Source organism: Streptosporangium sp. NPDC049046 (assembly GCF_040649155.1).
Lineage (GTDB): Bacteria > Actinomycetota > Actinomycetes > Streptosporangiales > Streptosporangiaceae > Streptosporangium.
In genome coordinates this window covers 100,460-125,099 of sequence record NZ_JBEZEZ010000020.1, presented here as the reverse complement: position 1 = coordinate 125,099, position 24,640 = coordinate 100,460, and the positions used below count along the sequence as shown (strand labels likewise).

Sequence of the window (24,640 nt, the reverse complement as noted above, 5' to 3'; positions counted from 1 at the left end):
ATGAGGTGGGGACTGGGCGGGGTGCTGCTGTGCGTACCGCTGTTGATCGCCCTCGCCGGTCCGTGGTTCGCGGGCGAGCCGGTTCCCCGCGGTGCCTCGTTCGGCTCCGGCTCCTTCCTGGGCACCGACTTCGTCGGCCGGGACGTGTGGCGGCAGGTGCTTCTCGGTGGCCGTACGGTCGTGATGGTCGCCCTGGCGGCCACCGCCCTGACCTTCCTGGTGGGCACGCCGCTGGGACTGCTGACCGCGATGACCCGGCGACGGTGGCTGGACGAGTTGCTGATGCGGCCCCTGGACCTGCTGCTGGCCATCCCCTCGCTGCTGATGCTCATCCTGCTCGCCGCTGTCGCCCCGCCGGGGCCCCTCACCCTTGTCGCCGTGGTCGCGCTGATCGGCCTGCCGGAGGTCGCCAGGATCTCCCGCGCGGCGGCCCTGGAGATCGCCGCCAGGCCCGCGATGGAGGCGATGCGGCTTCAGGGGGAGAGCTGGTGGCGCAGGGCGTTCGGCTACGTGGGCCGGTCGATGCTCCGTACCCTCCTGGCCGACCTGGGCGTCCGAGTCGTCGGTGCGATCTATCTTGTCGCGACGGCGAGTTTCCTGGGTGTCGGCGTCTCTCCCGACGCCGACGACTGGGCGGTGATGGTCGACCGTAACCGGACCGGCATGTTCCTCCAGCCGTGGGGCGTGCTCGTCCCCGCGCTGTTGATCGTGGCGCTGTCCGTCGGGCTGAACCTGCTCTTCGACGGGACACGGCGTAGCAGGGGGGAGGCCACGTGATTCGCGTTACGGGACTGCGCGCCGAGGCCGGGGGTGGCACGCTGGTCGACGGCGTCTCCTTCGAACTCGCGCCCGGCCGGGTGCTCGCCCTGGTCGGGGCCTCGGGCAGCGGCAAGACCACCATCGGGCGGGCGTTGCTCGGTGAGCACGCGCCCGGGGTGGTCCTGTCGGGGACGGTTGAGGTGGCCGGAACGGTGGGTTACCTGCCGCAGCACCCCGCGTCCGCCCTCAACCCGGTCCGCCGCGTCGGGGCGGTGCTGCGCGAGATCGCCGGAAGGCACGCGCCGGACGGATCCGTGACGGACCGGATCTCGTCCGCGCTCCGCCGCGTCGACCTGCCCGCCGACGGCGAGACGGCGTGCCGCTACCCGCACGAGCTCTCCGGAGGGCAGCAGCAACGCCTGGTGCTCGCCCAGACGCTGCTGACGGCGCCGTCGGTGATCGTGGCGGACGAGCCCACCACCGGTCAGGACGCCATCACCAGGAGGGAAATCGTGGACGAACTGGCCGACCTCGTACGGCGGGGTATCGCCCTGGTCCTGCTCAGCCACGACCTGGACGTCGTGCGCGCTCTCGCCCACCACGTCGTCGTGCTGCGCGCGGGCAGGGTGGTGGAAAGCGGTCCGGCGGGGGAGGTGCTCTGTCGGCCCCGGCACGACCACACCCGGCGTCTGCTGGCTGCCCGGCTGCCGGTGATCCCACCGTCCGGCGCGGCGCCCCCGTCCCCCGATGAGATCGGTTCGTCCAATGGCCTGGCAGAGGAGGTATTCGCTCGCGAGACGGGTTCGTCCACCGGCGGGACCGGCGCTCTCACCGATGGCGGAGAGTTCCCGTTCTCCGGCGAGGTGGGCTCGCATTCCCGGAAGGCCGCGTCGCCACGGGAGGTCGTGCCGGGGCCGGCCAGGCTCGACGTCGTGGGCCTGACGGCGAGGCACCGCTCGGTGACCGTGCTCCACGATGTGTCGCTACGGATGGCGGCCGGACGGTGCCTGGCGTTGGTCGGACGTTCGGGAAGCGGGAAGACGACCCTCGCGCGTTGTGTCGCGGGGCTGCACGAGCCCGCGCGGGGAGCGGTGCTGCTCGACGGGAGGCCGTTGGCGGGGTCACTGGCGCGGCGATCGCGGCAGGAGGTGGCGCGCGTGCAGTATGTGTTCCAGGACGCGCACGCCTCCTTCGATCCGAACCGGACGGTGGCCGACCAGGTGAGCCGCACCGCCGTGCGGTTGCGCGGTCTGAGACCCGACGCGGCGCGTGGCGCGGCGCTGGAGATGCTCGAACGCGTCGGGCTCGGCGCCACCTCGGCGGTCCGCGGACCCTCCGCGCTGTCGGGTGGCGAGCTCCAGCGCGCGGCGCTCGCCCGCGCGCTGCTCGCCTCCCCGAGTGTCCTCGTCTGCGACGAGATCACCTCGGGGCTGGACACGATCACCCAGGCAGAGGTGCTCGACCTGCTCGGCGAACTGCGCCGCGAGTCCGGGCTCACCCTCATGCTGATCAGCCACGACATGGGTGTCGTCGCGCGGATGGCGGACCATGTCATGGTCCTAGCAGGGGGGAGGGTCGTGGAGGAGGGCACCGTCACCCGCGTTCTGGAGCGGCCCCGGCACCCGCTGACCCGAGGTCTGCTCGCTCCATCGGGCCGCGACGGAGCCAGTGGACGCCCGGTCAGGAGCCGCCGGTGAGGTCGTACGCCTGCGCGATGAGCTCGTAGGAGCGGATCCGGGCGGCGGAGTCGTGGATCATCGTGGTGATCATCAACTCGTCGGCCTCGGTGCGCTTGCGAAGATCCTCCAGCCCCTGCCGTACTCCGGCGGCGTCCCCCAGCACCAGCTTGGACAGATAGTCGTCGAGGAAGTCGCGCTCCATCGGGCTGTACGGGTGGTTCTCCGCCTCCTCGGGCGTGGGGATCGGCTGCGGGGCGCCGCGCCGCAGCCGCAGCATGGACAGCCCGCCGGAGCGGGCCAGGCGCAGCGCCTGCTCCGGGGTGTCGGCGGCGACCGCGGAGACGCCGATCATCGCGTACGGCCGGTCGAGGACGGCGGAGGGTTCGAAGGACGACCGGTACAGGTCCAGGGCGGGGATGGTGTTCTCGCCGCTGAAGTGGTGCGCGAACGCGAACGGCAGGCCGAGCCTCCCGGCGAGCCGCGCGCTGAAGCCGCTGGAACCGAGCAGCCAGATCGGCGGGCGGCCCGACTCGGGGGAGCGGGGCACCGCGACGACCCGCTCCAGAGGGTGGCCGTGCGGGAACGCGCCGTCCAGGAAGGCCGTCAGCTCGGCCAGCTGCTCGGGGAAGTCGTCGGCGTCCAGGCCGTGCCGCCCGCGCAGGGCCCTCGCCGTGGCGGGGTCGGTGCCTGGGGCCCGGCCGAGCCCGAGGTCGATGCGGCCCGGGTGTAGCGCGTGCAGAGTGCCGAACTGCTCGGCGACGACGAGCGGGGCGTGGTTGGGCAGCATGACACCGCCGGACCCCAGGCGGATGCTCCTGGTCGCGGCGGCGAGATGGGCGATCAACACGGCGGGCGAGGAACTGGCCACAGACGGCATGCCGTGGTGCTCGGCCACCCAGATCCGGTGATAGCCCCACTCCTCCGCACGCCTGGCCAGCTCGGTGCTCGCTCGCAGGGTCTCGGTGGGTGTCACGCCGGAACCGACGGTCGCCAGTTCCAGGATCGACAGGGGCACCTCGGAAGAGCCGCGGGCCGTCCCGCGGATGTCGTCATCAGCCATGTAGGCGGCAACCGGGCGAGGCGGAGGTTTATTTCTGCCGGTCATCCGGCATCGCCGCCGGGTTCCGCCGGTCGGCTCGCCGTGGCGTCGCCGTTGGGCGAGCTGTCCGGCTCCGCGGACGGCTCGTCGTGGCCTGCCGTTGGGTGAGCTGTCGGGGTCCGCGGGTCGGTTCGTCGTGGCGTCGCCGTCGGGTGAGGCGCCGGGCACTGCCGACCGGTTCGTCTCATCGCACCGCGGGATCGCCTACCGCACCCGGGATGATCGTCCCTCGGGCAGGCCCAGCGGGACCGGTCGTCCGGGGGCGGGGGAGACGAGCAGGTGGCCGAGACCGGCCTCGGAGAAGGCGGCGAGCACGTCCGCCCGGTTCTCGGTGAAGTGGGTCCAGCCCTCGACGTGGAGCGGCACGACCTGCCGGGCCTCCAGCAGGCGCGCGGCGGTCACCATCTCGGTGGCGTTCAGGGTGAGCCGGTCGTCGATCATGGGCGTGCGGACGGCGCCGCCGAACAGCAGGGCGACGTCGACGGCGGGAAACCGTCCGGCGATGAGCTCCACGCACTCCAGCGAGGCGTTGTCCCCGCTGACGTAGACGGTGGGCAGCCCGTCGCCGGTGAGCACGAAGCCGGTGACCTGACCGACGAAGGGCTCGCATCCCGGCGGGCCGTGCAGGGCGGGAACGGCGGTGACGCGGAGGCGGCCGACATCGTGGTGCTGCCAGGGGCGCAGCGGGGTGACCCCGGTGCGCTCGGCGGCCTCGGGTGTGCTCAAGGTCAGCGGCGCCGCGGACATCACCTGACGGCCCAGCCTGTCCAGGTTGTCGGGATGCTGGTCGTGACTGAGCAGCACCAGGTCCACCCGGCCGACGTCGGCGGGGGAGAGAGCCGGGCCGACGGTCTTGGTGAGCGTGAGCGGCCCGACGGGGTGGTCACCCGGCGGATCGAAGGTCGGATCGGTGAGAATGCGCAGCCCGCCGAGCTCCAGCAGGGCCGTGGGACCGCCGATCACGGTGATGGTGGTCGTCATGGCGGCTCCGTTCGTCGCACGGCCGGGCATCGTCTTGATCACAGCCTCGATCACGCGGGCCGAACGGGACACGGGCCGATCTCCGATCGAGCGTATCTCCCAGAGGACGGCCTTCCCAGTAGGAAAGGCCGCGAGGATCTCGCGTGTCCCGCACCCGCCGGTCATGGCCGCCGCCCGGCGACCATGACCTCCCGCCTGCGCTCTCCGGTGCTCTCACGGGGTCACGTCGCGCTCACGACCCCTCGGGACGGTCAGACGGGCAGGACCCGCAGGGCGGGGTAGCGAGGCGAGTTCAGGTACAGCTTGTCGGTGCCGTGCTCCTTCTCCAGCTCCAGGACGAACCGGTAGCGGTAGAGGCCCGGCCGGGCCTCGCTCATCACCGCCCCGGCCCAGTAGTAGTAGACGGCGGTGTACTGGTCGCGCATCCGGTCGGGGGCGCCGTAGACCTTGAGCTCGGTCATGATCCGGCGTTCGGCGACGTCGTCCTCGTCACCCTTCTCGATGTCGAGGAAGACCAAGTTGTTGATCTTCGGCATCGGCGGCCAGGTGCCGTCCGCGCGGCGGTGCATGTCGATGGGGCGGATGATCCAGTTGACCACCTGCCCCTGCTTGCAGATGGTCTCCAGGTGGTCGGTGCCCTGCCCGACCCCGCCGACGCTGTTGTCCATCATGTAGAGGCAACCGTCCAGGGACTTCGTCGCGGCGGCCCTCTCCATGTCGACGAGGGTCACCACGTTCAGCTGGACGGAGTTGAGCTGGCCACGATCGGTGAAGTCGGTGGCCGCGTACGCCTGGCTCATCGGCCCTCCTTTTCCTCGGTGACAGGACCGGCCAGGGCCGGTCGGGCGGTGGCGGTGAACGGCGTGCTGACGGTGCCGAGCAGGAACGAGAGCCGGTACGGGACCGGTTCGGTGAGGTCCTGCTTCACCTCGGCGGTCCAGAACACGATGTCGGTGCCGGGATACACCTTCTGCGTGGGTTCGGCGACCCGCGGGTCGATCTCGATGCCGGCGAGGGAGACGTAGGTCTCGCACTCCAGCGGGATCACGTTCCACAGCAGGGTGTCGCCCTTGCGCACCCGGCTGTGCAGCGCGGGGGTGCCGAAACCGGTGGATCCCGCGGTCTTGTTGGTGTCGTAGAAGTAGAGGTTGTCGTCGAGGTTCTCCGACGCCAGCGCGGCCACGGGGTCGACCACCGCGGTGATCGTCACGGGCCGGGTGGGCTTGGCGGTCCGGCTTTCCTGCTGCTTGTTCCTCGGGGGCATGCGTTCCTCCGCTCGAAGGTGTTCCGATTCGGACGGGTCAGCCGGCGGCGGGGACGGGTGGCAGGGGGAGCACGCCCAGTCCGGCACCGGTGAACCCGTTACGCTTCGGATCGTTGATGATCTTGAGGCTGGACTCGCAGGTCAGGTCCACGGACTCCCAGACCATCTCGCCGCCCCGCTCGACCAGCTCGTGCAGCTGGATGTGCATCGTGTACGGATAGACCCCGGGCCGGCTCGTGTCCACGGTCGCGGCCCAGTACCAGCCGTCGTAGATCATGTCGGGGGACCCGTACTGGGCCGGATACATGATCTTCTCGCTCACGGCCTGGCCGGTGATGTCGGTGATCACCGGGGCCGGGTAGTTGTAGGCGCCGGAGCCGCTGGTGGTCTTGCCGGTGACGTCCAGCAGCTTGGCGTCGGTGAGACCGCGCCCGCCACCGCGCTTTTCCGCGTGCTTGCCGACCCGCCGCTGCAGCCGCTTGAGATCGCCCTCGCTCACGCCACCCTCGGCGTTGAGCGAGGCGAGCTCGTTCAGCGTGCGCTGGTCGTCGGCGCGTTCCTGCTCGGCGAGGTAGTTGCGCGGCACCGTCGGCGGGATCGAACCCAGCGCCGCGGGCAACCAGTTGAGCACCTGCTCGGTCGCCTGCGACCCGTCGAGGAAATGGGTGCCGGGCACGATCGTCACCAACTGCTCGGTGCCCACCCCGGTCGAGCCGAACAGCTTCATGTTGTCGAACCAGTACGTGTTGCCGTTGAGCGACCGCGTCTTGAGCGCGTTCTCGACGTCGAAGAGCACGATGATCCCGTGTTGCTGGGCCATGAGACCGCCTTTCGCGAAACGTGGCTCACACGCGCAGCAGCGCGGGCGAGTCGATGGACAACACGCTGTTGGGTCCTTCGTGGAGCCTGACGGAGAGCCGGTAGCGGTACGGGACACCGGGCGTCATGTCGTAGGGCACGACGCCCTCCCACACCAGCAGGTCGTGGTTCTCGTATCCGTTGGAGCCCATGGCGTCGACCGCCGCCCCGGACACGACACCGGGTGCCGGAACGGCGGAGTGGCCCACCGGGTGCGGTGACGCGGCCTGGCCGGCCGCGGGCGCGGCCGGGGCACCGGACAGGAACTCGATGGCCTGGATCTCGACCGGCGTCTGCACGTCCACGTGGATGGGCGTCCACTGGACGATCTGCCCCGGGGCGACCACCGTGACGAGGTCGGGGGTCCCCTTGTGCCTGCTTCCCGCCGCGCTGTCGTCGACGAGCGAGATATTGCCGTTGTGCAGCGTCCGGTCGGACAACGCCCCGACGGCGTCGACCATCACGACGATGCTGATCCTGTCTTGCATCGATCCTCCCTTGTCGGATGTGATTCGGGTCTGCGGGCCACCACTCAGCCCCGGTCCCTGACCAGCGGCGTCTTGCCGACGGTGGTCCGCTCGATCTGTGGTGAGGAGCGGGGCACGAACACCAGCCGGAACCCGTATCCGGTCTGCTCGATCGCCGCCGCGGTCGCCTCCCGGTCGTTGAAGAGCGACAGGGAGCTCGGCAGAGCCTGGGTGAACAGCTGCCGCGTCCCGCTCGGGCCGAGGGCGTGCTCGACGGCGGCGGCCGTCCCCTCGGCGTCGTCCACCGCGACCAGCAGGGTGAGGGTCCGGTCCTCGCGGTGGTTGTGGAACTGGACCTCGTGCGCGACCAGGTCCAGGTCGACACCGGTCGTCGAGCGCAGCCGCGCGCGCAGGGCCGCGTACGCGAGCGTCGCCGAGTACTGGCTGTCGTTGAGGTGCAGCACGTCGGCGGTGCGCCCGGCGAACTCGAACCGCTCGGTGCGCAGCCCCGGCCCGTTCAGGGCGGGGCGGCGGATCATCCGGTCGCCGAGCTTGAGCCGCAGCAGCGGCGTCTCGTCGGAGTGCAGCCGGGTGACGACCAGCTCGCCCTCCTCGCCCTCGGCGACGGCCCGGCCGTGCTCGTCCACGATCTCCACCAGGTGTAGTCCCGGCACGGCGGAGAGCGCCGGCGAGGCGTGGTCGAGCTGAAGCCCGACGCACTCGGCCTGGGTCGCGGCGAAGTAGCTGAGGATCGACACGTTGGGGAAGAACGCCTGCAACTCGTCGCGCTTGCGCTGGGGCAGGGAGCCGCTGCCGTACATCGCGACCCGGAAGCTCGCCCTGGCCTGCGGGGACAGACCCGCGCCCAGCTCGGGCAGGAGCGCGATGCCCGCGGTGATGCCCATCAGCGCCTTGTGACCAGGGTAGGAGAACATGTGCTCCAGCACCGGCGCGCTCACCGGGCCCGCACCGATGTAGTTGACCTCGGGGACGTGGGACAGGACGCCGCCGACCATGGTCCCGCTGCTCCACATCTGGTAGTCGGCCAGCGTGGTGAACAGCCAGCGCGGCGCGGGACCGCGCAGATAGCGGCCGAGCTGGTAGGCGCCCATGAACGCCCCGGAGATGCGGTAGGTGTCGCGCAGCTCCCGCAGGGAGTACACGATCTCCAGGGGCATGCCGTCACCGGTGCCGCCGCTGGCCACCACCTCGAACCCGCCGCGGTCGAGCGGCACGACCATCCCGGCCCGCGCGCCCATGAACATGTCACGCTGCACGGTCTTGTCCGAGAGGGGGATCCGCTCCCACTCGGACATGTCGGCGGGGGCGTCGCGGATCCCGAAGTAGTGCAGCCGCTCGCGCCACAGCGGGTTGAGCAGGGCGATGCCGACGAGCTGCTGAAGCCGGCGGAACACCAGCGCGTTCTGCAGGTCGAGCGGGGACTCGCAGTACGGGGCTCCGGTGAGCCGCCCGCACTCCTCCAGCTTGCCCGCGAACGACGGCAGCCCGATGACGTCGTCCACCGAGCGGGGCCGCAGCTCCTCCTCGGGGATCAGTCGTGCCGCCAGCTCCGCCGAGGTGGCGAGGTCCACATCCGTCATGGTCATGAATGGCTCCTGTTCCGCTGGTCGTCGCGGGTCGTGGCGCTCGTACGCAGCACCCGTTGCCCGATGTCCCTGATCTCGTCGATGAGCATGGTCAGGTGGCCCGCGTCGATCAGGTGGTTCATCACCACCACGCGCAGCGCCGCCACCTTGTCGATGTCGACCTTGGAGATGAAGAAGCGCCCGCCGCCCCGGATCCGGTTGCGGATCTCCAGTTGCAGCCGATGCGCGATCGCCGGTTCCAGGTCGTCCGGCAGATATCGGAAGCACAGGATGTTGGACTCCGGCTCGTGTGCCACGGCGAAGTCCGGTTCGGCGGCGAGCATCCGGTGGGCCTGCCGGGTCACCTCGCACAGCTGGTCGATCCGCTGTGCGAACAGCGCCGGGCCGTAGACCGACCAGACCGTCCAGAGCGGCATGATCATCGGGCGTTTCGTGCACTCGAGGTTCTTGTCCGCGCTGTCGTAGGCGCTGTAGACGTCGGGCTCCTCGTCGAAGACGTAGCTGGCCCGCTGCCGGAACGCGCCGCGCGCCGCCGCGCCGTCACGGTAGAAGAGCAGCGTGCACGGCGACGGCATGAACAGCATCTTGTGGGCGTCCCAGGTCAGGGAGTCGGCCTGCTCGATGCCGCGCAGCCGGTGCCTGTGCCGGTCCGACAGCAGCAGGCTCGCCCCGTGCGCCCCGTCCACGTGGAGCCAGAGCCCGTGCCGGCGCGCCACGGCGGCGAGCTCCTCCAGCGGGTCGAAGGCGCCCACCGAGGTGGTCCCGGCCGAGGCCACCAGGCAGAACGGCCGCAGGCCGCGCCGGTAGGCCTCGTCCAGCGCCGGGCCGGCCAGCTCCGGGCGGATCCGCCCGGCCTGATCGACGGGGAGACGGATGATCTGTCCTTCTCCGATGCCGAGGACTCCTGCCGCCCGGGTCACGCTGTAGTGGGCCTCCTCGCTGACCGCGATGGCCGGGGGACCGGGCAGGGCGCCCACGCCGCGGGTCCAGATCTGCGGGAAGGCGCGGTTGCGGGCGGCGAGCAGCGCGGTCAGGTTGGCGAGGGAGCCCCCCGAGGTCGTCACCATGGCGAACCGGTCACGGTCCCAGCCGATGAACCCGTTGAGCTCCTCGGCCATGAGCCGCTCGGCGACGCTGGGGAGCTGCCCGGCCTCGTAGAAGGAGGAGGGCTGGTTGACCACCGAGCCGACCAGGTCGATGAGGCTGGCCAGCGGCACCACGCCGGAGAACTGCCGTCCCATGTAGCCGGGTGAGTAGACGGGGATGCCGGTCCCCGTGTACAGGTCGACGATCTGGTTCACCCGCTCGGCGTCGAAGTCGGCGATGCGCCGCCGTTCCCGGGTCATCAGCTCGCGCGCGGTCTTCAGCAGCACCGCGGGATCGAGGAGGTCGAGTCCCCGGACCGACCGGTCGCCCAGATACGTCGTCAGACGGCCGACGATGTCCATGGCGCCGTCGTGGAAACGCTCGGGGTCGAAGGCCGCGGTGAGGCCCGGCATGGCTGAACGGGAGCCTTCGCCGGTCGCCGGCTCGGGAGCCTTCGGCTCGGGAAAGGAACTCTGGACATCGGAAAGCGAACTCGTCATGGAGGGGCCTCCAAATGACCCGAGGTCGAGAACTCCCAAATGTTCGTGCCTGAATGGGAGCTCGGAGACGGTGAATCGAACTCCCGGCGATCACGTGAGGGTTCTCGCGAATAAACGCGTGGTCTTCGGTGATGCGTCGATCGAGAAAGAGGTCCTCGACGTCGGGGGACGCTAGGCGGCATTCATGCCGTCACCGGCCGTTCCCGGTGTATGGAACGGTCCAATATCGAGGGGTGTCGATGAGTGATGGTGGAAGATGGTACGAGAATGCCTCGCCACCCTTGGGCGGGTGGTTGAGGTCGGTCTGGCGATCAGGGTCCGGAGGAGGGTCGTCGTGGACGAGTCACGGCTAATTCGCCTTGAATTTCAATCGCCGTATATGTTGGCACGCCCTTCATGTAAGTGACCTAATCATTGTTCACGGCAGGGGCGCAAGACCTCGGATGCAGGTGGAGTGGCAGATTGCGGCCACGGTTAACGCGTGTGGTGATCGGTGTGAGGAGATGGTCGGCGAGTCTCGGTTGTTTTACTTCTTATGGGTTTTTTCTCATTAAATTTCATTAAACTCGGCATTCGCGACATTCGCCGCCGTGGGCCGTGTCGCGTCGTGTTGTGCCGTGCCGGGTGGGCTCATGCCGTACGGCCCCGGGGCCGTCACCTCGACGCCCCGCCGCGCACCCGTGACCCGGCGGAAAGACGCGGCAGGCGGGCGCGGGGAAACCCGGGAGGCGTTTCACGAGCCGCGAAAGGAGGCGTGCGGGGTGTTCACGAGCCGCTCGCGGAGGCGTGCGCGGGTGCGGGGACCTGGAGGTCGTGGCCGAAGGAGCCGAGTCGTCGGGCGGTGGCGGTGAGCCGGGCGGTCAGCTCCGGGAGCCGGTCGTCACCCAGCCGTACCGCCGGGCCCTGGATGGCGAGCGCGGCCAGCACGTTGCCGTGGCCGTCGCGGACCGGGACGGCCACGGCCCGGACCCCGGCGACGCGCTCCTCGAAGTTGACGGCCGCACCCCGGGCGCGTATGCGGTCGAGTTCGGTCTCCAGGCCGGCCCGGGTGGTGATCGTGGTGTCGGTGTAGCGGGCGAAGGGCTCCTCCATGCCCACCCTCGGATCCCCGAAGGCGAGCAGGGCCTTGCCCATCGCGCACACGTGGATCGGGTTGCGCTGGCCGGGCTCCTGCTCGTAGCGGAGCGGCTGTCGTGAGGGGACCTGGAGCAGCACGGCCACCTCGTCGCCGATGCGTACCCCCAGGTTGACGGCCTCCCCGGTCAGGTCGCGCAGGGCCTCGAGTTCGGGGAGCATCGTGGTCGCGCCGAGGCGTTCCAGGGCGAGGCGGCCCAGCGTGGCGGTGGTGATCCCGAGGTGGTAGCGCTCGGTCACCGGATCCTGGCCGAGCATGCCCGCCGCGTGCAGGGCGCGGACGATGCGATGGGCGGTGCTGACCGGCAGGTGAAGCCGCTGCGCCACCTCGGTGGGGGAGAGCGTCGTCGACCGCTCGAACGCGCGCAGCACCGCGATGGCGCGTTCGATCGCCTGGGTGCCCCTGCGGGCGGCGTCTTCAAGCTTCGGCTTCATCGGGTCCACCGTTCCAGCTTAGGGCGGAGAGCTATTTCCTACACTCTTGACGGGTTTTTAGGGAATTACTACTATGTGGAATGAAGATCTTGCCATGTGGGATCTGGCTCGTTCCCCTGAGAGGACCCCCGTCATGCCTGTCCGTCGGCTTCTGCGACCACTGGCCCTGCTCATCTCGGTCGTTCTCGCGTTGACCGCCTGTGGCGGCGGCACCCAGTCGGTGGGCACCGCCTCCGGCGCGGAGGGAGGCACCCTCAAATGGGGCTGGAGTCTTCCCACAACGTGGGATCCCGTCACCTCCAGCGCCGGTAACGACGTCAACGCCCTGTCCCTCGTCTACAGCGCCGTCACCCGCCTGGACGACAGGGGCGACGCCGTCCCCGGCCTGGCCACCGCCTGGAAGTACACCGACGGCGGCAAGAGGGTCACCTTCACCCTCAGGACCGGGCTGACCTTCTCCGACGGCTCCCCGCTCGACGCCGAGGCCGTACGCAAGAACCTCCTGCGCGGCCGGGACCAGAAGGACTCGCTCATCGCCTCCCAGCTGCGCGGGGTGAAGGACGTCGAGGTCGTCTCGCCGACCGAGTTCGGGATCCTGCTCGACCGGCCCGACCACCAGATCCCCAACCTGCTCGCGGGAAAGACCGGGATGATCGTCAACCCCCGGGCCTTCGAGGCGGACGCCAAGGCCGTCAGCGCCAAGCCCGCGGGCGCGGGACCCTTCACCCTCACCCAGCTCGTTCCCGGCTCGCACGCCAACCTGGACCGCAACCCGTCCTACTACGACGTCGCGAACATCCACCTGGCCAAGTTCGAGCTGAAGACCGTCTCCGAGCCCGCCACCGTCGTCGCCGGACTCCAGTCCGGCCAGTTCGACGTCGCGATACTGCCCGCCGCCCAGATCGACGCGGCCAAGGCGGCCGGGCTGAAGGTCGACCTCATCCCGTCGCTCATGGTCCGGGTCCTGGACGTCAACAACAAGATCGCGCCGTTCGACAACCCCAAGGTCACCGAGGCGCTGAAGTACGCGGTCGACCGTGAGGCGCTGCTGGAGACCTCGGGATTCGGCGTCGGCGAGGTGAACACGCAGCCGTTCCCCAAGGGCCACCTCGGCTACAACCCCGAGCTGGAGAACCTCTACCCGCACGACCCCGCCAAGGCCAGGAAGCTGCTCGCCGAGGCGGGGTTCCCCGACGGCATCGACGTCCCGCTGACCACCGCCGACCCCGAGGGCCTGCCCGAGCAGGTCCAGGAGCAGCTCAAGGCCGCGGGCATCAGGACCACGATCAAACTCATCGCCCCGGCGCAGCACACCCAGCTCGTCTACGTCCAGCACAACGTGGCCCTCGCCCCCGACGCCTTCGTCGGCCGAGAGTCACCGCTGCAGGCGCTCGGCGTCGTCTACGGGCCGGAGGGCCTGATGAACCCCGGCCGCAACACCCCCAAGGCGCTGCTGGAGCAGTTCGACAGGGTCCGCGTCACGCCGCCGGACGATCCCGGCTACGCCAAGACCGTCCAGGACGCGGTCGCCATCGGGGTCAGGGAACTGCCCAACGTCTGGCTGTTCTCCACACCGCGCATCTTCGCCCGCAGCCCCAGGGTCTCCGAGCTTCCCACCAACCTCGCGGTGCAGCGCTTCGACGGCGTACGGGTGACGAACCCGTGACCGCGCTGGGATCACGCGCCCCCGCGTCCGCGCGGGGAGCGGGGGAAGACAGGGAAACCGGGGGAGCCAGGAAGGGCGGAGGGGACGAAGAGGTCGGCCGGCCCGTCATGACCGCGCCCTCGGCAAGACCCTCCCGGGTCCGCCGGAGCGCGGGGACCGCCCGGTGGCGCGCGGTGGCGCGCGGATCGGCCGCCCTGGTGGTCGTGGCGCTCGTCTCCACCTTCATCACCTACGGGCTGGGCGCGCTGGGCGACGCCAATCCGGCGGCGGCGGTGCTGGGAGAGACCGCGACCCCCGAGGACATCGCCAGGATGAGCCACGAGTTCGGGCTCGACCGCCCCTTCCTGGAGCAGTACGTCACCTGGCTGGGCAACGCGCTCACCGGAGACCTGGGCCGCTCCTGGTTCACCCAGCTCCCGGTCGCCGAGAGCATCGCGCAGCGCCTGCCCGTCGACCTGTCGATCACCGGCCTCGCGGTGCTCATCGCGATCCTCGCCGGAGGCGCGGCCGGCGTCGGCGCGGCGGTGAGCAACGGCGGCAGGTTCGACCGGATCGTGACCGCCGTCTGCGCGGTCGCCTCCACCCTGCCCGCGTTCGTCGTCGGCATCGGACTGATCGTGGTCTTCGCCGTGATCGTCCCGGTGTTCCCCTCGGGCGGGTACGTGCCGCTCACCCAGGATCCCGTCCAGTGGCTGAGGCTGATAACCCTCCCGGCGATCGCGCTCAGCCTCGACGCCGCCGCCGACCTCGCCAGGCAGCTCCGTACCGGCCTGGTGGCCGCCCTGCGGGAGAACTACGTGACCGGCGCGGTGGTCCGCGGGCTCCCGGCGCGGCGGGTGCTGTTCCGGCACGCGTTGCGCAACGCCGCGGGCCCGGCGCTCACCGTACTCGGGATGCACATCCCACGCCTGATCGGCGGCGCGGTGGTCACCGAGGCGGTCTTCGCCCTGCCGGGTCTCGGCCAGCTCACCGGCGAGGCGGCGCTCAAGCACGACGTGCCGGTGATCCAGGGCGCGCTGCTCACCACCATCGCGCTGGTGCTCGTCTCCAACGTCACCGTCAACGCGGCCGTCGCCAGGCTGCGGGGTGCGCGATGAGCTCCTTCCGCAGGGCGTGGCGGCTGCCCTCCGTCAAGCTGTCCGTGACGATCCTCACCGTCGTGCTCCTCGTCGCGGTGTTCGGCGACCTGCTCGCTCCGCACGACCCGCTCGCGCAGAACCCCCGGCTGCGCCTGCTCGGGCCGTCGGGAGAGCACCTCCTGGGCACCGACTACCTCGGCCGCGACGTGCTCAGCCGGCTGCTCGCCGGGACCGGTCTCTCGATCGCCGCGGCGGCGGAGGCGGTCGCCATCGGGCTGCTCCTGGGGGCGATCCCCGGCCTCGCCTCGGTGTTCTTCGGCAAGGTCTTCGAGTGGACGACGATGCGGCTGGTGGACGCGCTGCTCACGCTGCCGTTCGTCATCTTCGCCATCGCCGTCGCCGGGATCCTCGGCAACGGCCCGCACCAGGCGATGGCCGCCATCGGACTGCTGCTCGCGCCGGTGTTCTACCGGGTCACCCGTACGGCGGCGCTGGGTTTCACCCGCGCACAGTACGTCGAGGCGGCCGAACTGCTCGGCGCGTCCCGCTCCCGGATCCTACGCACCCACATCGCGGGCAAGGTGCTGCCGACGGTCGCGGTGACCGCGGCGGGGGCGTCCGCCGCGGCGCTGCTGGTGGTCTCCTCCCTCGCCTTCCTCGGCATCGGTGTCGAACCCCCCGCCCCCACCTGGGGCGGGATGCTCGCCAGCGACCTGGGTTACCTCCACCAGCGGCCGCTCGCCCCGCTCGCGCCCGCCGTCGTGATCATGCTGACCGTCGGCGCGCTCAACGCCCTGGCCGACGCCGTACGCGACACGACCGGCCTGCACACCGACAGTCACCGTATCGACGAGAGCGAGGAAGTCCATGCCCGCTGAAGCGCTGTTGAGCGTGCGCGACCTGCGCGTGACCGTCTCCGGAGGCCGGGCCGAGGCCGTGCGCGGGGTCTCCTTCGAGGTCGCCCCCGGCGAGGCCGTCGGCCTGGTCGGCGAGTCGGGCAGCGGCAAGACCCTCACCTGCCGTGCGGTCCTCGGCGCCCTCGCCCCCGGCTGCTCGGTGAGCTCCGGCGAGATCGAGTTCGGCGGCCACGACCTGACGGGGGCGAGCCGCAGGCAGTGGCTCGGGATCCGCGGGAGCAGGATCGGTGCGGTCTTCCAGGACCCCGCCTCCTACCTGAACCCGTCCCTGCCGGTCGGCGACCAGCTCGCCGAGGTGCTGCGGGTCAAACTCGGCCTGCGGCGGCGCGCCGCCCGCGAGCGCGCCGTGGAACTGCTGGGCGCGATGGGCCTGCACGATCCGGCCCGGGTCCACGGCCAGTACCCGCACGAGCTGTCCGGCGGCATGCTCCAGCGCGTCCTCATCGCCGTCGCCGTCTCCTGCGATCCCGAACTGCTGATCGCCGACGAGGCCACCACCGCCCTCGACGTGACCGTCCAGGCCGAGGTGCTCGAACTCCTCGCCCGGCTGCGCGCCGAGCGCGGCCTGTCGATCGTCTGCGTCTCCCACGACCTGGCGGTCATCGCGGCGCTCTGCGACCGGATCGTCGTCTTCTACGGCGGCGAGATCGTCGAGTCGGGGCCGGCGAGAGAGGTCCTGGACAGTCCGGGGCACCCCTACACCGAGGCTCTGCTGCGGGTCGCCTCGGCCGGAGACTGGGGCAGACGGACGCTGGAGGTCATCCCCGGCCAGCCGCCGCCCGCGGGCGCCTCGCTGCCGGGCTGCCGCTTCGCCGGCCGCTGCTCCTTCGCCGAGGAGGCATGCTCGGCGGCTCCCGTTCCCCTCACCGCCCACCCCGGTGGGCGCGAGGTCCGCTGCCTGCTGCGCCAGGAGCCGGTGGGGCGCGACGCGGTGAGCGTCGGCGCCGGAGCGCGGGGGAGCGACCTGTGAGCGGCCCCGAGAGCACCCCGGTGACCGGTCCCGGGTGGACTCCCGCGACCGCGGCCGGTCCCGCGAGCACCTCCGCGACGGGTAGGGCGACCGCGGACGGCTCAGCGGCCACCTCCCGCACCGCCCCGGCGGGGACGCCACTGCTGGCCGTGCGAGGCCTGAACGTGTCACTCGGCAGACCTGCCGTGCGGATCCTCAGCGAGGTCGACCTCACCGTCAGGGCCGGGGAGATCCTCGGGATCGTGGGGGAGACCGGCTCGGGCAAGACGACCCTGGCCAGGACCGTCGTCGGCCTGGTCGGCCCCGACTCAGGTTCGGTCGAGGTGGAGGGGGTCGAGATCTCCTCGCTGAGAGGCAGGGCGTTGCGGGCGCATCGCCGTACGGGAAAGGTGCGGTTCGTCTTCCAGGACCCGCTCCGCTCGCTCGACCCCGACCACAGCGTGGGAACCGTCGTCGGCGAAGGGCTGGCCGTGCGGCGCGTGCCCCCGGCCGAACGCGCGGCCAGGGTGCGGGCGGCACTGGAGCTGGTCGGCCTGGACCCCGCCCTCGCGGCCAGGACGCCCGGCCAGATCTCCGGCGGGCAGCGGCAGCGCGTCTCGATCGCCCGCGCGATCGTCGCGGAGCCGTCGCTGCTGATCTGCGACGAGCCGGTCAGCGCGCTGGACGCCTCCAACCGCAACCACATCCTGCGCCTCCTGGACGACCTGCGCGGCAGGCTCGGCGCCGGTGTCGTCGTCATCTCCCACGACCTCAGCTCCCTGGCGGGCGTCGCCGACCGGGTCGCGGTCCTCTACCGGGGCCGGATCGTCGAGGAGGGCCCGATCGGCGAGGTCTTCGACGACCCCCGCCACCCCTACACCGCGCTGCTCGTCGCCTCGGCCCCACGCGTGGCCGGTGCCGTCCGCCACAGCCTGGAGAGGCTGCGGGCGGCGCCCACAGGCGTGGCCGGCGCGGGCGGCGCCACCGGCGGCTGCGTCTTCGCCCACCGCTGCCCGTTCGCCACCGAGGCCTGCGCGGTCGTTCCCGAACCGGTCGTCAGGGGCGGGCGCGCGGTCGCCTGCCACCACACCGGCACCTGGCCCGCACGGGCCGCCGCGTCGACGCCCGCCCCCGATCCCGTCCCGGTGGCCGTGACCGTTCCCGGCCGCGGCTCCGTCCTCGAAAGCCCTCTTTCCGAAAGCCTTGTTCCAGAAAGCCCTGCTCCCGGCTCCGTTTCCTTCCGCGGGTCCGCGAGCGGTCCCGGTCCCGCACCGAACCTCGCCTCCGCTCCCGTCCCCGATCCGGCCTCCGGTTCCGTTCCCCGCTTCGTCGCCCGCTAAGGAGTACACGCATGTCCATCGAGATTCTCGGCATGGTCGGTACGAAGGACTTCTCAGAGACCCACGGTTCCTTCGTCGACGGCCCGCCCATCGACGTTCCCTACCTGGCCACGTTCGCCCGCGCCCACGAGGCCGCCGGGTTCGACCGGGTGCTGATCGGCTACGGCTCGTCCTCGCCCGACGGGTTCGCCGTCGCCGCGTCGGTGCTGCACGCCACCGAGCGGCTGCGCGTGCTGATCGCGCACCGGCCCGGCTTCGTCGCCCCGACGGTGGTGGCGAGGAAGCTCGCCACTCTCGACCAGCTCACCGGGGGAGGCAGGGTCGCCATCCACCACATCACCGGCGGCGACGAGGCCGACCAGCGCCGCGACGGCGACTTCCTCGACCACGGTGGCCGCTACCGGCGTACCGGCGAGTTCATGTCCGTGCTGCGCCGTACGCTCACCTCGGCCGAGCCGTTCGATCACGAGGGTGAGTTCTACCGGTTCGAGGGCGCCTACAGCTCGGTCAGGGCCGACATTCCGCTCTACTTCGGCGGGGCCTCCCCGGCGGCCGTCCAGACCGGGGCCGAGCACGCCGACGTCTACATGCTGTGGGGCGAGCCGCTGGCCGAGACCGCCGAGCGGATCCGGCGCGTCAGGCAGGAGGCGGCCAGGCACGGCCGGGAGATCACCTTCAGCCTGTCCACCCGGCCGATCGTCGCCGCGACCGAGGCCGAGGCGTGGGAGCGGGCCGAGCGGATCAGGGCCGCGACCGCCGCGCGCGTCTCCGGCGGCGGACTCGGCTGGAGCAAGGGGAAGAGCGAATCGACCTCCGTCGGAGCCGCCAGGCTCCAGGAGCAGGGCGCCGAGCGGGAGGTGCACGACGAGCGGCTCTGGTACGGCGTGACCAACCTGATCGGTCCCGGCGGCAACTCCACGGCCGTGGTCGGCACCGCCGAGCAGGTCGCCGAGGCGCTGCTGAAGTACCACGACCTCGGCGTCACGACCTTCCTCATCCGCGGCTTCGACCCGGTGGACGACGTCGTGCGCTGGGGTGACGAGCTGGTGCCGCTGCTGCGGCAGGGGGCCGAGCGGCGCGAACCCGCGGGCGTGGGCGCGTGAGCGCGACACGCGCGGCCAGGGGCGCCGGACCCGAGGAACCTGGGCGCCTCCGGCCCGGCAGGGCCGGACACTCGCGGCGAACCGATCATCAGGGACACGGCACAGGAGGTGGTGGCACGATGAGCGCCGAGGCGGTCGGCGGCGGGCAGCCGCGCGATGTCTTCCTGTCCGCCTTCCGCAGGCACGCCGCCGGGGTCGCCGTCGTCACTGCCCCGGGTCCCGCCGGTTTCACCGCGACCTCGCTGACCTCGATGTCGCTCGATCCGCCGCTGCTGTCGTTCGGCATCTCGGTCGGCTCGTCGAGCTGGCCGGCGATCCGGGACGCGGACGCGTTCGTCGTCCACATCCTCGCCGGAGGCCAGCGGGACGTGGCGGAGCTGTTCGCCAGGAAGGGCGCCGACAGGTTCGCCGACCGGGATCGCTGGGAACCCCTCCCCGGAGGGGAACCCCTGCTGTACGGGGTGGCCGCGTGGCTGCTCTGCCGCACCCAGGAGCGGTTCATCGCGGGGGACCATCGGCTGGTCGTCGGCAGGGTCGTGGAGGGGCACACCGACCCCGCCCACCCTCCGCTGCTGTACCACGATGGAGGTTTCGGCGCGCTCGCGCCGCACCCTTCCGACCGAGCCAGGAGTGACTGATGCCGATCGTCCTTCCCGAAGACCCCTTCCACCGCCGCCTGCACCACATCGCGCCCGGCGGTCTCACCTCCGAGACCGCCCAGACCGGCGGTATGCGCCGCCGCGCGGCCATCAGCGGAACCACCGTCGGCTCCAGCCGTCTGTGGATGGGGCAGACCCACGTGGCGCCCGCCACCGCCTCGGCGAACCACCACCACGGCGAGTCCGAGACCGCCATTTACGTCGTCAGCGGCCACCCCTCGTTCGTCTTCGCCGACATCGAGGGGGAGGAGCCCGTCGAGGTGCGCATCGACACCGAACCCGGCGACTACATCTTCGTGCCGCCTTTCGTCCCCCACCGGGAGGAGAATCCCGACCCCGACCTGGAGGCGATCGTGGTCATCGCCCGCAGCACCCAGGACGCCATCGTGGTCAACCTGGACGATCTCACCTGGACGGGACCGGTTCTGACCTCACGGTGACGGCGGCCCGTCGCGGGCCACCGTCACCGTGAGGTCAACGGGAAGTCACTGGGGGATCATCGCGAGGTCATCGCGTGCCCGTCGCCCGGAACGCCGGGCGGCGTCCAGGCCGGTCGCTTCTCGCCCACCGGCGCGGAGGGTGCGCCGGTGGTGAAAAGATCGCGGGCGTGTCCGAGGCGCCGGGCGGTGTCCGACCGGCCGTTCACCCGCCGGTGTCCCCGGCCGCCAGGCCGCCGGCCGCATCCCCGGCCAGCCGGTCGTCCGCCACGACCCCGGCGTACACCAGGGCGGGAGGTACGTTGCGCCAGATCGGCCCCAGGGCGTCGACGGTGGTGAACGTGCTGTTCATGAGGCCGCGGAAGTGCCGGGAACGCTGGAACGGCATCACGGTCAGCGTCGTGATCGTGCTGAAGGCGCCGCCGGGGGCGAGACAGGCCGCGATCTCCTCCAGAACGCGTTTCTGCTGGGCCTCCTCGAACAGGGTCCAGGGGAGCGAGGAGACGATCGCGTCGGCGTGGGACAGACCGGCCTCCCGCAGTATCTTGCCGAGGTCACCCGCGTCCCCGCAGATCACTTCCAGCCAGGGCCTGCTGCGCCGCAGGTGGTGCACCATGCCCTCGTTGAGCTCTATGGCGAGCTGCCGCCCTCCCACGGGGAGACGGTCGCGGATCGCGTCGCTGATCACTCCGCCGCCGGCGCCGAGTTCGACGACCGTGGCTCCGGGGGTTGTGGGAACGATCGAAGCCGCCAGGCGTGCGACGGCCTTCGAACTGGGAGCGATCGCCCCCAGCTGGTGGGGATTACGCATGATCGCACCGAGGAATGTGAACGTGTCACTACCGGCAGGACGATTTTGAGAGAGCATCGACAGCTTATTCCCCCTGTTGAGGGGGTTATGCCAGATAACGGGCTTCGATGATCGGGGTTCCACCGCCGTACGGTCGCCGTACAGGTGCCGGTCCGCCTGGCGAAGGAAACGGACGTTCCGGCGGCGGTGTGGTTCACCGTCGGTGACGATCGCGACCCTCCTCTGCCCCGGGAAGGCGGGGCGAGGTACCGTCGTCTTATCGGATCCCGGTCATGAGGGGAGCCGCCATGCCAGACGATTCCGATCACGTGCTCGACTCCATCGACGGTGCGGTCGACGAATGGCTCGCGATGAGCGACGACTCGATGCGCTGGACACCGCCGGAGAAGGCGCGGCCGAAGCCCCAGCTCGGCCTGCCGGTGCCGCCGCTGCCGCAGGTGCTGGAAGACTTCATTCAGGAGGTCGGAGCCCGTCTCGGCCCACCCGCCCAGGCCGTGGTCGACGCGTTCCGTCCGCTGGGGGAGGGGGTGGTCGACGCGGTCTCCACGTTCCTCGACAGCCCGCCCGTACGGCAGCTTCTCGATCCGCCCGACCCGTCGGGCGATCGGCCGGAGGCGCTCGGGGTTCACGCGTTTCCCGACACGTTCGGAACGCCGCCGGAGGGCGCGTCCAGGCCGCCGCGTATGATCGAGTCACGGCTGGAAGAGGTCGAGCCGCCCGCGGGCCCGTCCGATCGCGAGGGTCCGCTCGGGCCGCCGGATCGGTCCGGGGCCTCTCCCGTGCGGGAGCGACCGGACGCCGGGCCGTCAGGAGACGGGGATTCTCCGGCCGGGTCGCCACCGGCGTAGGTTCCGGGGACTTCCCGGTCGTCTCCGGTCATCGAGCCGGGCCGGACAGGGCCGTACCCCGCTCGCGCAGGGAGCCTTTGAGACGGAGCCCTTTGGACACGGGCGCTTGGAAGGGACCGCCTTGGGCGGAGCCTCTTGAAGGAGGCCCCCTTGGAGGGATTGGACGGATTGGGCGGACTCTCACCGTGGCCGGTCGCCGACGGTGCTTTGTTCGAAACTCCGGTGAGATCTTTCCGCGGAAACAGGTGAGTCTTCCCGCCGGAGGGGAAGCGGGTGTGTCCCGATCGCGGGGGAGCGGGCGCACAGTTTCACTTTCGCCCAAAGTGTGCGGTGAAGTGCGAAACTCCCTTTTTCGGGCAAAGAACAAAAAACGCATTAACCGGCGTAGTTCAGGGGTGATGAGGCAATGGCGGGTCTGGCGGGGCCGATCGCGGTCGGCGTCGAAGAGGAGTTCCACGTCGTCGATGTCGACACCCGGCACCTGGTCCCACGGGCCGGTGTCCTGCTGGAACAGCTGCCGGCCGAACGCTTCACCCATGAGCTGCAGCGTTCCGTGGTCGAGGCCAACAGCAGACCCTTCATGCACCTGGAGGACCTCGGGCACGACCTGACCGCGCTACGCCGCACGGTGATCCAGGCGGCGGACGGACTCGGCCTGGGAATCGTGGCGGCGGGCAGCGTACCGATGGTGGATCTGGAGGCGCTGAAGATCTCCCCTGACCCCCGCTACGAGCAGATGCTCGCCGACTACCAGCTGCTCACCCGCGAGCAGCTGATCTGCGGGACGCAGTTCCACGCCGACGTCGAGGACCGTGACCTGGCCGTGGCCGTCGCCCATCGCCTCGCCCCGTGGCTGCCCCCGTTGCTCGCCCTCAGCTCCAGCTCGCCGTACTGGCTGGGGTCCGACACCGGGTATGCCAGCTACCGCCCGCTGCTGTGGCAGCGCTGGCCCACCGCCGGCCCCGTCCCCAGGTTCGAGTCGGCCGCCGAGTACGACCAGGTGGTGCGAGACCTCGTCGCCTCCGGAGTGATCACCGACCCCGGCATGATCTACTTCGACATCCGGCCCTCGGCGCACCTGCCCACCATCGAACTGCGGGTCTGCGACGCCTGCCCCCGCGTGGGTGACATCGTGCTGATCGCCGGACTGTTCAGGGCCCTGGTGGCCAGGGAGCTGGACGCGGCGCAGAACGGCCCCGAGCGCACGGTCCGCCTGGAGATGGTCCGCGCCGCGTCGTGGCGGGCCTCGCGCTCCGGGCTGGAGGGTGACCTCGTCGACCCGGTCGAAGGCACCCCGCGACCGGCCGCCGAGGTGATCCGGCGGATGGTGAACAGCCTGCGCCCGCAGCTGGAGCAGTACGGCGACTGGGAGCTCGTCACCTCCCTGGCCACGGAGTCACTCGCCAGGGGGAGTTCGGCGGCCCGCCAGCGGCAGGCGTACGCCCGCGGCGGCCAGTTGTCCGACGTGGTCGACCTCGTCATCGCCGAGACGCGATCGGAGGAGTGGGAGACCGCCTTCGGCGGGCCGACGCCGAGGATGCACACCAGTCTCCTCGACGGCTACGAGGCCCCGGGCGACGAGGCGATCATCGAGGGCACGGTGCGCGAGTCCTACCAGCCGGTGCTGCGGGTCCTCGACCGCCTGGGCGTCGAGGGACTGCGCGAGAGGGAGGGCAGGCGCGACGCCTACCAGCGCGACAACGGCATGACCTTCCAGGTCGAGGGAGGCGGCGAGAGCCGGATCTACCCGTTCGACATGGTTCCCCGGCTCGTCCCGCCCGGCGAGTGGACGGGGATCCAGCGGGCGCTGCCGCAGCGGGTGCGCGCGCTGGAGGCGTTCCTGCACGACGTCTACGAGGGACGCGAGATCATCAGGGACGGCACGATCCCCGCGTGGGTGGTCGACGAGTCCCCCGGCTACCGCAGGCCGGGCCGCAGGGTGCCGCAGGGCACCGTACGCTGCGCCGTGGCCGGACTGGACCTGGTCCGCGACAACGTCGGCCGCTGGGCGGTGCTCGAGGACAACCTCCGGGTGCCCTCCGGGCTCGGATACGCCGTGACCAACAGGCGGCTGATCAACGAGCTGATGCCGGAACTCGCCCCCGGCGAGGAGGTCGCCGACCCGGGCGCGGGCCTGCGGATCCTGCGGGAGGCACTGCTCGCGGCGGGCTCCGGTGACCCGTCGGCCCTCGCCGTCGTCTCGGCGGGACCCGAGGACTCCGCCTACTACGAGCACAGGATGCTCGCCGAGGAACTGGGAGTGGTCCTCGCCGTACCGGCCGACCTGTCCTTCAAGAACGGTCATCTGGAGATCGACGGGCGCAGGATCGAGGTGCTCTACCGCAGGATCGAGGAGAGCGCGCTGCTCGGCGGGCGCCTCGGGCTGGAGATCATGGACGCCGTCGAGCGTTCCGCGCTCGTCCTGGCCAACGCGCCGGGCAACGGCGTGGCCGACGACAAGTGCCTGTACCGGTACGTGCCGCGCATCATCGAGTACTACCTCGGCGAGCGACCCCTCATCGACAACGTCCCCACCTACCTGTGCCGTGACGCCGCGGACCGCGAGCAGGTGCTCGACCGGCTGGCCGAGCTGGTCGTCAAGCCGGTGGACGGGTTCGGCGGGCAGGGCGTGGTCGTCGGCCCCGACGCCTCCGCCGACGAGCTCGAACAGGTCAGGAAGACGATCCTCGCCGCCCCCGAGGGGTGGGTCGCCCAGGAGACGGTCCGGTTGTCGACGCACCCGACCTTCGACGGAGACCGGTTGAGCCCGCGCGTTGTCGACCTTCGGGCCTTCGTCTGCTTCGGCGAGACCGCGAAGGTGCCGCCGACCGCGCTGACCCGCGTCGCCCCGGCCGGCAGCATGATCGTCAACTCCTCCCAGGGGGGTGGTTCCAAGGACACCTGGCTGCCGAGTGGGGACGTCGAGGTGGGGCTTGAGCGATGAGCTCAGGCGTGAGCCCGA

Annotated in this window: 22 protein-coding genes; 12 read left to right on the top strand and 10 right to left on the bottom strand. The window is 71.1% G+C overall.

The window, feature by feature from the left end; translation table 11 throughout:
- Both AB0B96_RS27050 and AB0B96_RS27045 read left to right on the top strand, forming a co-directional pair.
- Positions 1–777, top strand: coding sequence for an ABC transporter permease (locus AB0B96_RS27050; RefSeq protein ID WP_362902976.1), 777 nt, complete (start codon positions 1–3; stop codon positions 775–777).
- On the top strand, positions 774–2,456 hold the full coding sequence (locus AB0B96_RS27045) for an ATP-binding cassette domain-containing protein (RefSeq protein WP_362902974.1): 1,683 nt from the start codon (positions 774–776) through the stop codon (positions 2,454–2,456). Before AB0B96_RS27050 ends, AB0B96_RS27045 begins: the two co-directional genes overlap by 4 nt.
- Here AB0B96_RS27045 and AB0B96_RS27040 read toward each other — a convergent pair.
- The 9 genes from AB0B96_RS27040 to AB0B96_RS27000 all read right to left on the bottom strand — a co-directional run bounded on the left by AB0B96_RS27040 (position 2,440) and on the right by AB0B96_RS27000 (position 11,869).
- The gene (locus AB0B96_RS27040; protein WP_362902972.1) at positions 2,440–3,498 is read right to left on the bottom strand and encodes an LLM class flavin-dependent oxidoreductase; all 1,059 of its coding nucleotides are present in this window, start codon (positions 3,496–3,498) and stop codon (positions 2,440–2,442) included. The genes AB0B96_RS27045 and AB0B96_RS27040 overlap by 17 nt on opposite strands.
- Positions 3,499–3,741: 243 nt before the next feature.
- Positions 3,742–4,518: an MBL fold metallo-hydrolase gene (locus AB0B96_RS27035; protein WP_362902970.1), complete on the bottom strand. Its 777-nt coding sequence runs from the start codon at positions 4,516–4,518 to the stop codon at positions 3,742–3,744.
- 251 nt (positions 4,519–4,769) lie between these two features.
- Positions 4,770–5,318, bottom strand: a complete 549-nt coding sequence (locus AB0B96_RS27030) for a hypothetical protein (RefSeq protein ID WP_362902968.1) — start codon at positions 5,316–5,318, stop codon at positions 4,770–4,772.
- Complete coding sequence (locus AB0B96_RS27025; RefSeq protein ID WP_362902966.1) at positions 5,315–5,782, bottom strand: hypothetical protein; 468 nt, start codon at positions 5,780–5,782, stop codon at positions 5,315–5,317. Before AB0B96_RS27025 ends, AB0B96_RS27030 begins: the two co-directional genes overlap by 4 nt.
- Before the next feature lie 37 nt (positions 5,783–5,819).
- Positions 5,820–6,602 (bottom strand): hypothetical protein, encoded by a 783-nt coding sequence (locus tag AB0B96_RS27020; protein WP_350948827.1) that lies wholly within the window; start codon positions 6,600–6,602, stop codon positions 5,820–5,822.
- Between the two features lie 25 nt (positions 6,603–6,627).
- Positions 6,628–7,128, bottom strand: a complete 501-nt coding sequence (locus AB0B96_RS27015; protein ID WP_350948826.1) for a hypothetical protein — start codon at positions 7,126–7,128, stop codon at positions 6,628–6,630.
- Between the two features lie 44 nt (positions 7,129–7,172).
- Positions 7,173–8,714, bottom strand: coding sequence for a hypothetical protein (locus AB0B96_RS27010; RefSeq protein ID WP_350948825.1), 1,542 nt, complete (start codon positions 8,712–8,714; stop codon positions 7,173–7,175).
- The gene (locus tag AB0B96_RS27005; protein ID WP_362902963.1) at positions 8,711–10,300 is read right to left on the bottom strand and encodes a pyridoxal-dependent decarboxylase; all 1,590 of its coding nucleotides are present in this window, start codon (positions 10,298–10,300) and stop codon (positions 8,711–8,713) included. The genes AB0B96_RS27010 and AB0B96_RS27005 overlap by 4 nt, the downstream gene beginning before the upstream one ends.
- 765 nt (positions 10,301–11,065) lie before the next feature.
- The gene (locus tag AB0B96_RS27000) at positions 11,066–11,869 is read right to left on the bottom strand and encodes an IclR family transcriptional regulator (protein ID WP_362767626.1); all 804 of its coding nucleotides are present in this window, start codon (positions 11,867–11,869) and stop codon (positions 11,066–11,068) included.
- 133 nt (positions 11,870–12,002) lie between these two features.
- Between AB0B96_RS27000 and AB0B96_RS26995 the strand changes: the two genes are divergently transcribed.
- The 8 genes from AB0B96_RS26995 (at position 12,003) to AB0B96_RS26960 (ending at position 20,022) form a co-directional block, all read left to right on the top strand.
- A complete protein-coding gene (locus AB0B96_RS26995; RefSeq protein ID WP_362902961.1) occupies positions 12,003–13,535 on the top strand; it encodes an ABC transporter substrate-binding protein in 1,533 nt (510 codons plus the stop codon).
- A 173-nt stretch (positions 13,536–13,708) separates the two neighbouring features.
- Positions 13,709–14,632 (top strand): ABC transporter permease, encoded by a 924-nt coding sequence (locus AB0B96_RS26990; RefSeq protein WP_362902959.1) that lies wholly within the window; start codon positions 13,709–13,711, stop codon positions 14,630–14,632.
- On the top strand, positions 14,629–15,492 hold the full coding sequence (locus AB0B96_RS26985; RefSeq protein ID WP_350948820.1) for an ABC transporter permease: 864 nt from the start codon (positions 14,629–14,631) through the stop codon (positions 15,490–15,492). Before AB0B96_RS26990 ends, AB0B96_RS26985 begins: the two co-directional genes overlap by 4 nt.
- A complete protein-coding gene (locus AB0B96_RS26980) occupies positions 15,482–16,501 on the top strand; it encodes an ABC transporter ATP-binding protein (RefSeq protein ID WP_362902957.1) in 1,020 nt (339 codons plus the stop codon). Before AB0B96_RS26985 ends, AB0B96_RS26980 begins: the two co-directional genes overlap by 11 nt.
- Positions 16,498–17,820 (top strand): oligopeptide/dipeptide ABC transporter ATP-binding protein, encoded by a 1,323-nt coding sequence (locus AB0B96_RS26975; protein WP_362902955.1) that lies wholly within the window; start codon positions 16,498–16,500, stop codon positions 17,818–17,820. The genes AB0B96_RS26980 and AB0B96_RS26975 overlap by 4 nt, the downstream gene beginning before the upstream one ends.
- 11 nt (positions 17,821–17,831) lie before the next feature.
- Entirely contained in the window at positions 17,832–18,923 is a 1,092-nt protein-coding gene (locus tag AB0B96_RS26970) for an LLM class flavin-dependent oxidoreductase (RefSeq protein WP_350948817.1), read from the top strand.
- Between the two features lie 119 nt (positions 18,924–19,042).
- Positions 19,043–19,561 carry a flavin reductase family protein gene (locus tag AB0B96_RS26965; RefSeq protein ID WP_362902953.1) on the top strand — a complete coding sequence of 173 codons (519 nt, stop codon included), beginning with the start codon at positions 19,043–19,045 and terminating at the stop codon, positions 19,559–19,561.
- Positions 19,561–20,022 carry a cupin domain-containing protein gene (locus AB0B96_RS26960; protein ID WP_362902951.1) on the top strand — a complete coding sequence of 154 codons (462 nt, stop codon included), beginning with the start codon at positions 19,561–19,563 and terminating at the stop codon, positions 20,020–20,022. The genes AB0B96_RS26965 and AB0B96_RS26960 overlap by 1 nt, the downstream gene beginning before the upstream one ends.
- 202 nt (positions 20,023–20,224) lie before the next feature.
- Here AB0B96_RS26960 and AB0B96_RS26955 read toward each other — a convergent pair whose 3' ends face one another.
- Entirely contained in the window at positions 20,225–20,830 is a 606-nt protein-coding gene (locus AB0B96_RS26955) for a methyltransferase domain-containing protein (RefSeq protein WP_350948814.1), read from the bottom strand.
- 287 nt (positions 20,831–21,117) lie between these two features.
- Between AB0B96_RS26955 and AB0B96_RS26950 the strand changes: the two genes are divergently transcribed.
- Entirely contained in the window at positions 21,118–21,678 is a 561-nt protein-coding gene (locus AB0B96_RS26950) for a hypothetical protein (protein WP_362902949.1), read from the top strand.
- A 406-nt stretch (positions 21,679–22,084) separates the two neighbouring features.
- The gene (locus AB0B96_RS26945; RefSeq protein WP_362902947.1) at positions 22,085–24,622 is read left to right on the top strand and encodes a carboxylate--amine ligase/circularly permuted type 2 ATP-grasp protein; all 2,538 of its coding nucleotides are present in this window, start codon (positions 22,085–22,087) and stop codon (positions 24,620–24,622) included.
- Positions 24,623–24,640: the final 18 nt, after the last annotated feature.

Bases quoted from the DNA above. Each gene is read 5' to 3' on its own strand.
- AB0B96_RS27005 (WP_362902963.1), bottom strand. From the start codon at position 10,300: ATGACGAGTTCGCTTTCCGATGTCCAGAGTTCCTTTCCCGAGCCGAAG.
- AB0B96_RS26960 (WP_362902951.1), top strand. From the start codon at position 19,561: ATGCCGATCGTCCTTCCCGAAGACCCCTTCCACCGCCGCCTGCACCAC.
- AB0B96_RS27015 (WP_350948826.1), bottom strand. From the start codon at position 7,128: ATGCAAGACAGGATCAGCATCGTCGTGATGGTCGACGCCGTCGGGGCG.
- AB0B96_RS27050 (WP_362902976.1), top strand. From the start codon at position 1: ATGAGGTGGGGACTGGGCGGGGTGCTGCTGTGCGTACCGCTGTTGATC.
- AB0B96_RS26980 (WP_362902957.1), top strand. From the start codon at position 15,482: ATGCCCGCTGAAGCGCTGTTGAGCGTGCGCGACCTGCGCGTGACCGTC.
- AB0B96_RS27040 (WP_362902972.1), bottom strand. From the start codon at position 3,498: ATGGCTGATGACGACATCCGCGGGACGGCCCGCGGCTCTTCCGAGGTG.
- AB0B96_RS27000 (WP_362767626.1), bottom strand. From the start codon at position 11,869: ATGAAGCCGAAGCTTGAAGACGCCGCCCGCAGGGGCACCCAGGCGATC.
- AB0B96_RS27035 (WP_362902970.1), bottom strand. From the start codon at position 4,518: ATGACGACCACCATCACCGTGATCGGCGGTCCCACGGCCCTGCTGGAG.
- AB0B96_RS26945 (WP_362902947.1), top strand. From the start codon at position 22,085: ATGGCGGGTCTGGCGGGGCCGATCGCGGTCGGCGTCGAAGAGGAGTTC.
- AB0B96_RS27030 (WP_362902968.1), bottom strand. From the start codon at position 5,318: ATGAGCCAGGCGTACGCGGCCACCGACTTCACCGATCGTGGCCAGCTC.
- AB0B96_RS26970 (WP_350948817.1), top strand. From the start codon at position 17,832: ATGTCCATCGAGATTCTCGGCATGGTCGGTACGAAGGACTTCTCAGAG.
- AB0B96_RS26995 (WP_362902961.1), top strand. From the start codon at position 12,003: ATGCCTGTCCGTCGGCTTCTGCGACCACTGGCCCTGCTCATCTCGGTC.
- AB0B96_RS27020 (WP_350948827.1), bottom strand. From the start codon at position 6,602: ATGGCCCAGCAACACGGGATCATCGTGCTCTTCGACGTCGAGAACGCG.
- AB0B96_RS27010 (WP_350948825.1), bottom strand. From the start codon at position 8,714: ATGACCATGACGGATGTGGACCTCGCCACCTCGGCGGAGCTGGCGGCA.
- AB0B96_RS26950 (WP_362902949.1), top strand. From the start codon at position 21,118: ATGCCAGACGATTCCGATCACGTGCTCGACTCCATCGACGGTGCGGTC.
- AB0B96_RS26965 (WP_362902953.1), top strand. From the start codon at position 19,043: ATGAGCGCCGAGGCGGTCGGCGGCGGGCAGCCGCGCGATGTCTTCCTG.
- AB0B96_RS26955 (WP_350948814.1), bottom strand. From the start codon at position 20,830: ATGCGTAATCCCCACCAGCTGGGGGCGATCGCTCCCAGTTCGAAGGCC.
- AB0B96_RS26985 (WP_350948820.1), top strand. From the start codon at position 14,629: ATGAGCTCCTTCCGCAGGGCGTGGCGGCTGCCCTCCGTCAAGCTGTCC.
- AB0B96_RS27025 (WP_362902966.1), bottom strand. From the start codon at position 5,782: ATGCCCCCGAGGAACAAGCAGCAGGAAAGCCGGACCGCCAAGCCCACC.